At 74.1% G+C, this 8,537-nt stretch carries 10 protein-coding genes and 1 pseudogene; 8 read left to right on the top strand and 3 right to left on the bottom strand.

Features of this window, described 5'->3' with window-relative positions; genetic code table 11:
• The first annotated feature begins 617 nt into the window (after positions 1–617).
• Genes ABZ641_RS18970 through ABZ641_RS18960 form a run of 3 tightly spaced genes read left to right on the top strand, consistent with a single transcriptional unit; the run spans position 618 to position 4,116 of the window.
• On the top strand, positions 618–1,328 hold the full coding sequence (locus ABZ641_RS18970; RefSeq protein ID WP_344624468.1) for an urease subunit gamma: 711 nt from the start codon (positions 618–620) through the stop codon (positions 1,326–1,328).
• A gap of 5 nt (positions 1,329–1,333) precedes the next feature.
• Entirely contained in the window at positions 1,334–3,049 is a 1,716-nt protein-coding gene (locus tag ABZ641_RS18965; protein WP_344624529.1) for an urease subunit alpha, read from the top strand.
• 29 nt (positions 3,050–3,078) lie between these two features.
• Positions 3,079–4,116: an agmatine deiminase family protein gene (locus ABZ641_RS18960; protein WP_359983183.1), complete on the top strand. Its 1,038-nt coding sequence runs from the start codon at positions 3,079–3,081 to the stop codon at positions 4,114–4,116.
• A 112-nt stretch (positions 4,117–4,228) separates the two neighbouring features.
• Here ABZ641_RS18960 and ABZ641_RS18955 read toward each other — a convergent pair whose 3' ends face one another.
• Together ABZ641_RS18955 and ABZ641_RS18950 are read right to left on the bottom strand one after the other, a co-directional pair.
• Positions 4,229–4,435, bottom strand: a complete 207-nt coding sequence (locus tag ABZ641_RS18955) for a hypothetical protein (protein WP_344624470.1) — start codon at positions 4,433–4,435, stop codon at positions 4,229–4,231.
• On the bottom strand, positions 4,429–4,671 hold the full coding sequence (locus ABZ641_RS18950) for a hypothetical protein (RefSeq protein ID WP_344624471.1): 243 nt from the start codon (positions 4,669–4,671) through the stop codon (positions 4,429–4,431). The genes ABZ641_RS18955 and ABZ641_RS18950 overlap by 7 nt, the downstream gene beginning before the upstream one ends.
• A gap of 96 nt (positions 4,672–4,767) precedes the next feature.
• Here ABZ641_RS18950 and ABZ641_RS18945 point away from each other — a divergent pair, with 96 nt between their 5' ends.
• From ABZ641_RS18945 to ABZ641_RS18925, 5 genes are all read left to right on the top strand, one after another.
• Positions 4,768–5,559: a GntR family transcriptional regulator gene (locus ABZ641_RS18945; protein ID WP_359983180.1), complete on the top strand. Its 792-nt coding sequence runs from the start codon at positions 4,768–4,770 to the stop codon at positions 5,557–5,559.
• A gap of 233 nt (positions 5,560–5,792) precedes the next feature.
• Positions 5,793–6,188, top strand: a complete 396-nt coding sequence (locus ABZ641_RS18940; protein WP_359983177.1) for a tyrosinase cofactor — start codon at positions 5,793–5,795, stop codon at positions 6,186–6,188.
• 52 nt (positions 6,189–6,240) lie between these two features.
• Positions 6,241–7,068 (top strand): tyrosinase family protein, encoded by an 828-nt coding sequence (locus ABZ641_RS18935; protein ID WP_359983176.1) that lies wholly within the window; start codon positions 6,241–6,243, stop codon positions 7,066–7,068.
• A 103-nt stretch (positions 7,069–7,171) separates the two neighbouring features.
• Positions 7,172–7,333, top strand: coding sequence for a hypothetical protein (locus tag ABZ641_RS18930; protein ID WP_344624475.1), 162 nt, complete (start codon positions 7,172–7,174; stop codon positions 7,331–7,333).
• Positions 7,334–7,399: 66 nt separating this feature from the next.
• Positions 7,400–8,026, top strand: a complete 627-nt coding sequence (locus ABZ641_RS18925; protein WP_344624476.1) for a TetR/AcrR family transcriptional regulator — start codon at positions 7,400–7,402, stop codon at positions 8,024–8,026.
• 31 nt (positions 8,027–8,057) lie between these two features.
• Here ABZ641_RS18925 and ABZ641_RS18920 read toward each other — a convergent pair.
• Positions 8,058–8,537 (bottom strand): annotated as a pseudogene (locus ABZ641_RS18920) (hypothetical protein); the annotation flags it as partial.

The following is an 8,537-nucleotide window of genomic DNA, read 5'->3' as shown; positions in this document are numbered from 1 at the left end:
GGCGCGGCCCGCGGCGGCGGCGGACCGCCCGCCCGCACCGGACCGGCGGCGGTCTCCGCACCGGACGCGCCCGGCTCGGCGGAACCCCCGTCCCGCGCGGTGCGGCCGCCGGATCCCGTGCGCCCGCCGCCCGGCCCGGCGACCGAAGGCCGCCGGTGCGGAAAACGTGGCTGACCGTCCATCAAAACGCCCCCGCCCTGCTCAGGAACGCCCCACCCGTTCCCCCTCCGGGGGCGTCCAGCCGTCGGAAGTCCTCATGCCCATTCCCAACGGCCCGCAACAGCCCGGTCCCGGCCACCCGGGGTGAAGCGGGGCTCGGGAGCGGCCGCGTGATCCTCCGGACACGGCCGACGAGGTTTGACGGGGCGCACGGGGCCGCACCCGGCCACGCCGCGGGCGCCCCCGGCGCACGCCCGCACCGCCGCAGGAGCTCCGCCGGAGCCCGGCCGGGCCGCCGCCGGAGCACCACCGGGCCGCCACCGTCGCGCCGCCGTGCGGAGCACCCGCGGGCAGGCAACGCTGGACACGACGGCCGGGCCCGGGTTCAATGGGGCCCCGATGTTTGAACGCCGTTCTAACACCGTCCACCATCCACCGGCACCCGCGAGCGAGGAACCGTGCGACTGACCCCCACCGAACGGGACCGGCTGCTGATCTTCACAGCAGCCGAACTGGCCCGCGCCCGCCGCGCCCGCGGCGTGAAACTGAACGTGCCCGAGGCCACCGCGCTGATCGCCGACACCGTCTGCGAGGCGGCCCGCGACGGCCGGCGGCTGGCCGAGGCCATCGAGGCCGGACGCTCGGTGCTCTCCGCCGACGACGTGCTGCCCGGCGTGCCCGACGTGGTCACCGTGATCCAGGTGGAGGCGGTCTTCGACGACGGCACCCGGCTCGCCGTGGTCAACGACCCGTTCCGCGGCGCCGGCTCGCTCGGCGACGAGGCGCCCGGCGCCGCCCTGGCCGGGGCCGGCGACGGCTACGACCCGGTCGAGGAGACGGTCGTCCTGCCCGTCCACAACACCGCGGCGGTACCGATCTCGGTCACCTCGCACTTCCACTTCTTCGAGGCCAACCCGCGCCTCGCCTTCGACCGCGCCGCCGCCTACGGCACGCACCTGGCCGTGCCTGCCGGGTCCTCGGTGCGGTTCGACCCCGGGGCCACCGTCGAGGTCGGCCTCGTCCCGATCGGCGGCGCACGGGTCGCGATCGGCTTCGCCGGACTGGTCGACGGGCCGCTGGACGCGCCCGGCGCCAAGGAGGCCGCGCTGGAGAAGGCGCGCGCCACCGGCTACCTGACCGGCTTCGACGACGCGGAGGTCGAATCGTGACTTCGATCAGTCCCCACGACTACATCTCCGTGCACGGCGCGCGGGCCGGCGACCGGATCAGGCTCGGCGACAGCGGGCTGATCATCCGGGTGGAGTCGGACTCGCAGGAGCCGGGCAACGAGTTCCTGGCCGGCTTCGGCAAGACCGCCCGCGACGGCCTGCACCTCAAGGCCACCGCGATCCGCGAGACCTGCGACGTGGTGATCAGCAACGTCGTCGTCATCGACGCCGTCCAGGGCATCCGCAAGACCTCGATCGGCATCCGGGACGGCCGGATCGTCTCGATCGGACGGGCCGGCAACCCCGACACCATGGACGGGGTGGAGGTCGTCGTCTCCACGGGCACCACGATCGTCTCCGGCGAGGGCATGATCGCCACCGCCGGCGCCATCGACACCCACGTCCACCTGCTCTCGCCGCGGATCATGGAGGCCTCGCTGGCCTCCGGCGTCACCACGATCATCGGCCAGGAGTTCGGCCCGGTCTGGGGCGTCGGTGTCAACTCCCCCTGGGCGCTGCGGCACGCCTTCAACGCCTTCGACGCCTGGCCGGTCAACATCGGCTTCCTCGGCCGCGGCTCCTCCTCCGACCCGGCTCCGCTGATCGAGGCGCTCGCCGAGGGCGGCGCCTCCGGCTTCAAGGTGCACGAGGACATGGGCGCGCACACCCGCGCCCTGGACACCGCACTGCGGGTCGCCGAGGAGTACGACGTGCAGGTCGCGCTGCACACCGACGGCCTGAACGAGTGCCTCTCCGTCGAGGACACCATCAAGGTGCTGGAGGGGCGCACCATCCACGCCTTCCACATCGAGGGCTGCGGCGGCGGACACGTCCCCAACGTGCTGAAGATGGCCGGCGTGGAGAACGTCATCGGCTCCTCCACCAACCCCACCCTGCCCTTCGGCCGGGACGCCCTCGGCGAGCACTTCGGCATGATCGTCTCGGCGCACGACCTCAAGGTCGACCTGCCGGGCGACGCCGCGATGGCCCGCGACCGGATCCGGGCCGGCACGATGGGCGCCGAGGACGTGCTGCACGACCTCGGGGTCATCGGCATCACCTCCTCCGACGCCCAGGGCATGGGCCGGGCCGGCGAGACGGTGCGCCGCACCTTCGCGATGGCCGGCAAGATGAAGGCCGAGCTCGGCCCGATGGACGGCGAGGGCTCGTACGGCACCACCGCCGGCGGCGACGACAACGAGCGGGTGCTGCGCTACATCGCCAAGCTCACCGTCAACCCGGCCATCGCGCACGGCCTTTCGCACGAGGTGGGCTCGCTGGAGGTCGGCAAGCTCGCCGACATCGTGCTCTGGCGCGCCGACCACTTCGGCGCCAAGCCGCAGCTGGTCCTCAAGGCCGGCTTCCCCGCGTACGGCGTGGTCGGCGACCCCAACGCGTCCACCGACCGCTGCGAACCGCTCGTGCTGGGGCCGCAGTTCGGCGCACACGGCGCCACCGCCGCGGACATCTCGGTCGCCTTCGTCTCGCAGGCCGCCGCCGAGGCCTCCTACCTGGACGTCGCCGGCGACCAACTGCCCACCCGCAGGCGCCGGGTGGGCGTCCGGGGCACCCGCGGCATCGGCCCGAAGGACATGATCCGCAACGCCCGCATCGGCCGCGTCCAGGTGGAGGCCACCACCGGCCTGGTCTCGCTGGACGGCGAACCGCTGCGCTCCGACCCCGCGGACAGCGTCTCGCTCAGCCGCCTCTACTTCCTCTGACCCCCACCACTGCATAGGAACGCACCCTCATGACCACTCCCGCCGAGCTCGGCTTCCGGATGCCCGCCGAATGGCACCCGCACGAGCGCACCTGGATGGCCTTCCCGACCGCCAACCCCACCTTCGACTCCCCCGAGCACCTGCACGCCGGCCGCGAGGCCTGGGCCGCCGTCGCCAACACGATCGTCCGGTACGAGCCGGTGACCCTGGTGGTCAACACCGGCGAGACCGACGAGGCGCGCAAGTACGTCGCCCCCGAGGTGGAGATCGTGGAGCGGCCGCTCGACGACGCCTGGATGCGCGACATCGGCCCGACCTTCCTGGTCGACGGCAAGGGCGCGGTGGCCGCGACGGACTGGATCTTCAACGGCTGGGGCGCGCAGTCCTGGGCCCGCTGGGGCAACGACCAGGACATCGCCGAGCACATCACCGGCCTCACCGGCGTGCGGCGCTTCGCCTCCCGGCTGATCAACGAGGGCGGCGGCATCCACGTCGACGGCGAGGGCACCGTCCTGGTCACCGACACCGTGCAGCTCGGCGAGGGCCGCAACTCCGACTGGACCCGTGAGGAGGTCGAGGCCGAGCTGCACGCCTTCCTCGGCACCACCAAGGCGATCTGGCTGCCGCGCGGACTCACCCGCGACTACGACGAGTTCGGCACCCGCGGGCACATCGACATCGTCGCCTCCTTCGTCCGCCCCGGCGTGGTCGTGGCGCACGTGCAGCCCGACCCGGCCCACCCGGACCACGAGGTCTGCCGGGAGCTGGTGGCGGTCCTGCGCGCCTCCACCGACGCGCAGGGCCGGCCGCTCCAGGTGATCGAACTGCCCGCGCCCACCGTGCTGCTGGACGAGGAGGGCGAGCCGGTCGACTACTCGTACATCAACCACTACGTGGCGAACGGCGCCGTGGTGCTCTGCGCCTTCGACGACCCGCGCGACCAGGAGGCGGCCGCGATCCTCGCCGAGGCCTACCCGGGCCGGACGGTGGAGCTGGTCGACGCCCGCGAGATCTTCGCCAACGGCGGCGGCATCCACTGCATCACCCAGCAGCAGCCGCAGGGCTGACGCAGACTCGGTCTTCGTGCGCCGGGGCCGGCGCGGTACCGCGAGGTGCCGCGCCGGCCCCGGCGTTCCCGTATCCGGAGCGCTTCGACCGGACGGATTCACTCGAACGGATTCAGCCGCCGGCGGCGCGGGTGAGGACGGCGGTGACGGCGTCCAGGTAGTCGGACCAGCAGTCGCCGGTCGGCGGCGCGCCGGGGCCGCCGCCGTGGCAGCGGGCGCACCGCCCGCAGCGCCGGTAGCGCGGCACCTCGTCGGGCTCGGGCAGGGGTTCGCGGGACTCGCGGGGTGCGGGGTCGGGATCGGGGTTCGGCTTCAGCACGGGTCCTCCTGGACCTCGGCCCAGACCACGGTGCGACCGGAGCCGTCACTGGCGCCCCAGCGCGCCACGGACCTCAGGATCCGCAGCACGGCGGCCCACTGCTCGTCGGTGCACCGCTCCGGGATCGTCACGGTGATGCGGACAGCGCCAGGGGCTTTGCCGGTGGTCGTCGCGACCTCTCCGGTGGCCCGTTCGAGGGCTTCGCGCAGGACGTTCGCACGCACGCTGACCTGCACCGCCCCTTCCCTAGTAACAGACTGGAACTGTACTAATAGACTAGTGGGCGGACGGATACTCTGTCACCTCGCGGTCACACAGTGAGAGGACACAGGATGAGTCAGGACAGCTCGCCGCCCCCGTACCTCCGGGTGGCCGAGCAGCTCCGCCAGCGCATCCAGTCCGGCGACCTGGCACCCGGCGACGTCCTGCCCTCGCTCTCCGAGATCCGCGAGGAGACCGGGTACTCGGGCACCGTCGGCCAGCGCGCCTACGCCGTGCTCGTCGACGAGGGCCTGGTCGTCGCGCGGCCCGGCCGCGGCCACTTCGTCCGCTCGCAGGAGGAGCGGCCCCTGCTGGTGCGCCGCCCGCGGGTCGCCGCCGGCACCGGCTCGCCGACCGAGGCCCTGCTCACCGCCCAGGGCGTCCGGGCGACTTGGGACAGCGAGTCGACCACCGCCCGGGCCGACACACGGATCGCCGAGCGCCTCGGCATCGCCGCGGGCGACCCGGTGATGCACACCGCGTACGTCTACCGCGCCGACGGCGAGCCGGTGCAACTGGCCGACTCCTGGGAGCCGATGGCCGTCACCGGCGGCACCCTGGTGGTCCTGCCGGAGGCCGGCCCCTACGCGGGCATCGGCGTCGCCGACCGGATGGCGCTGATCGGGGTCGAGGTCGGCACCCCGGTGGAGCGGGTCACCGCCCGCGGCGCCTCGCGCGCCGAGGCCGCCCTGCTCGGCACCACGCCCGCGGCTCCCGTCCTGGCCGTCGAGCGCACCTACTACGACCGGGCCGCCGGCCGCGCCGTGGAGACGGCCGACATCGTGCTGCTCGGCAGCCGCTGGGCCGCCGAGTACGGCACCCGGCCCACCCCCGCGGACGGGTCCGCCGACACGCAGGGCTGATCACCCGGGACGGGCCGACGCGGCGTCAGCACCCCCGTCGGGCACGGCCGGTGCCGTTCGTTGAGCGTTCACCGGTGTCCGGATTTCGGTCTGCCGACCGGCCCCCGCCGATGGGCGGTTCCGCGGCCTCGCCGCGCCTTGCCAGCATGGGGACCGCGCGGCGGCGCATATGCCACAAGCACGTGCCGCCGCCGACGCGTCGTCAGATCCGCTCCACCAGGGGGGAATCACCCATGTCCGAAGCCGGCCACCACGCCGAGCTGACCCGCCGCCGGATGCTCCAGGGCGCCGGTGTCGCCCTCACCGCCGCCGTCGGCACCGCCGTCCTCGGCCTCGTCGGGCCGACCGGAACCCCGGCCGCCGCGGCCGGGCCCGGCGGCCACGACACCTTCGACGAGGTCTACCGCGGCCGCCGCATCCAGGGCCGGCCCGCCGCATCCGGCCACCACCACCACCACGGCGCCGACTACACCGTGCAGATCGACGGCGAGGAACTGCACGTCATGCGCAACGCCGACGGCACGTGGATCAGCGTCGTCAACCACTACCAGCCGCACCAGACCCCGCTCGCGCTCGCCCGCGCCGCCGTGGTCGAGCTGCAGGGCGCCACGCTCGTCCCGATCGCCTGACCGGGCCCGCCCCTCCCCCGCACTCACCCACCAGCACCTCCAGGAGGACACCATGGCGGTCCGCAAGAACCAGGCGACCCTCACGGCCAAGGAGAAGCGCGACTTCGTCGACGCCCTGCTCCAGCTCAAGCGGCTCGGCCGCTACGACGCCTACGTCAGCACCCACAACCGCTTCATCGTCAGCGACACCGACAACGGCGAGCGGACGGGCCACCGCTCGCCCTCGTTCCTGCCCTGGCACCGCAAGTTCCTGCTCCAGTTCGAGCAGGACCTGCAGTCCGTCAACCCCTCGGTCACCCTGCCCTACTGGGACTGGACGGCCGACCGCACCGCGACCGCCGGCCTGTGGGCCGACGACATGCTCGGCGGCAACGGCCGCTCCGGCGACAACCGCGTCACCACCGGCCCGTTCGCCGGCGGCGGCGGCCAGTGGACGATCACCGTCCGCCCCGACAGCCGCGACTACCTGCGCCGTTCGCTCGGCACCGGCGTCGCCCAACTGCCCACCCGGGCCGAGGTGGAGTCCGTCCTCGCCGTCCAGACCTACGACGCCGCCCCGTGGAACAGCTCCTCGGCCGGCTTCCGCAACCAGCTGGAGGGCTGGCGCGGCGTCAACCTGCACAACCGGGTGCACGTCTGGGTCGGCGGCCTGATGGGCACCGGCATGTCCCCCAACGACCCGGTGTTCTGGCTGCACCACTGCTTCATCGACAAGCTGTGGGCCGAGTGGCAGCGCCGCCACCCCCAGCAGGGCTACCTGCCGACCGCCGCCACCACCAACGTGGTCGCGCTGAACACCGCGATGAAGCCGTGGAACGACACCGCCCCGGCCGACATGCTCGACCACACCCGGTACTACACCTACGACTCGGCGTTCTGACCGCCGGTCCGGCCCCGGCCGGACGAGTGATTGTGCAGGGCGCGGAGCCCGCCGGACGGTGTCCGGCGGGCTCCGCAGGCGTCCCGCACGGTGTCATGAGGGCATGACCACACACTGGCTGATCACCTTCACCGACGAGCTGATGCGCCTCACCGACGACCTCGACCAGGAGCAGGCCGCCGACTTCGTCCGCAAGGTGTACGAGGCCGGCCGTACCGCCGGCCGGCAGGAGGAGGCCGAGGGCCAGGAGCACAGCGGCTGGTGAGACCGCCCACCGGCGCCGGACGGCGAAGCCCTAAGGTGGGGGCCCGACCACCAGGAGGAACAGGACATGGCCGAGCCGCGGGCACGCCGGGCCGCACGGCCCCGCGAGGAGGTCTTCGCGACCGCCCGGGCCGCGATCGCCGAGCACGGCCTCGACAAGCTCACCATGGCGGGACTCGGCCGTGAACTGCAGATGAGCGCCGGCCACCTCCTCTACTACTTCGGCAGCAAGGACCAGCTGCTGCTGGAGACCCTCCGCTGGAGCGAGGAGCAGCTCGGCGAGCGGCGGCGCGCCGCCCTCGCCCGGCAGGACCGCACCGTCCGCGAGCGGCTCGCCGCCTACGCCGAGCTCTACCTGCCCGAGGGCCCCGGCGATCCCCGCTGGATCCTCTGGGTCGAGGTCTGGGGACGCTCGCCCGCCAGCGCCGAGATCCGGCAGGGCCAGCTGGAGATCGAGGCCCCGTGGCAGGCCGACCTGGTCGCGCTGATCGAGGAGGGCGTCGCCTCCGGTGCCTTCCGCCGCCCGCCCGCCGGCGACGGCGGGCACGCGGGGCGGGAACCGCAGGACCGGGCACGCCAGATCCGCGCCGTCCTCGACGGCTTCGCCGTCCCGCTGGCCGTCGGCCTGCCGGGCGCCGACCGTGCCGACGCGCTCGCCCAGGTGGCCTCGGTGACCGCCGCCCTGCTGGACTGAGCGACGGCCCCGGACCGGCGGTCGGCCGCCGCTACTCCGTCCAGAGCGCGGCGGCGGTGCGGTCGTCGGCGTAGCCCTTGGCCCGCACCTGGACCTGGCGCAGGAAGTCGACGCTGCCCGGCGGGTGCGGGTGGGCCCAGTGGTTGGAGAGGAAACGCGCCACCGCGGGCTCGTCGGCGATCGGGCCGGCCAGGCCGGCCGTGCAGAGCAGCAGGATGTCGCCGGTGGTGGCGGGCACCATCCGGAACCGGAACGGCTTGGGCGCCGCGGCCGGGGCCGCCGGCTGCGGCTCCCCGTCCGGGTGGTGCAGCAGCCGGGCCGCGTAGGCGTCGATCCAGTGTCCGGAGCGCAGCAGGTAGAGCCCGCCGGGGCCGGTGCCGAACGCGGCCCGGTGCCCCGCCTCGCCGTCCAGCGGGACGAGCAGGCAGTGCAGTGCGCCGGCCTCCCCGTCGCCGGGCTCCACCGCCGGCTCGCCGGCCGGCCGGAGACGGGCCGCCGCGCCGACCGTGAG

The organism is Kitasatospora sp. NPDC007106, from assembly GCF_040634455.1.
GTDB classification, from domain to species: Bacteria; Actinomycetota; Actinomycetes; order Streptomycetales; family Streptomycetaceae; genus Kitasatospora; species Kitasatospora arboriphila.
The sequence above is the reverse complement of the archived record's forward strand: the minus strand, read 5'-3'. Positions and strand labels throughout refer to the sequence as shown.

Coding starts and splice junctions, on each gene's coding strand:
- ABZ641_RS18925 (WP_344624476.1), top strand. CDS start 7,400: ATGGCCGAGCCGCGGGCACGCCGGGCCGCACGGCCCCGCGAGGAGGTC.
- ABZ641_RS18930 (WP_344624475.1), top strand. CDS start 7,172: ATGACCACACACTGGCTGATCACCTTCACCGACGAGCTGATGCGCCTC.
- ABZ641_RS18960 (WP_359983183.1), top strand. CDS start 3,079: ATGACCACTCCCGCCGAGCTCGGCTTCCGGATGCCCGCCGAATGGCAC.
- ABZ641_RS18935 (WP_359983176.1), top strand. CDS start 6,241: ATGGCGGTCCGCAAGAACCAGGCGACCCTCACGGCCAAGGAGAAGCGC.
- ABZ641_RS18945 (WP_359983180.1), top strand. CDS start 4,768: ATGAGTCAGGACAGCTCGCCGCCCCCGTACCTCCGGGTGGCCGAGCAG.
- ABZ641_RS18940 (WP_359983177.1), top strand. CDS start 5,793: ATGTCCGAAGCCGGCCACCACGCCGAGCTGACCCGCCGCCGGATGCTC.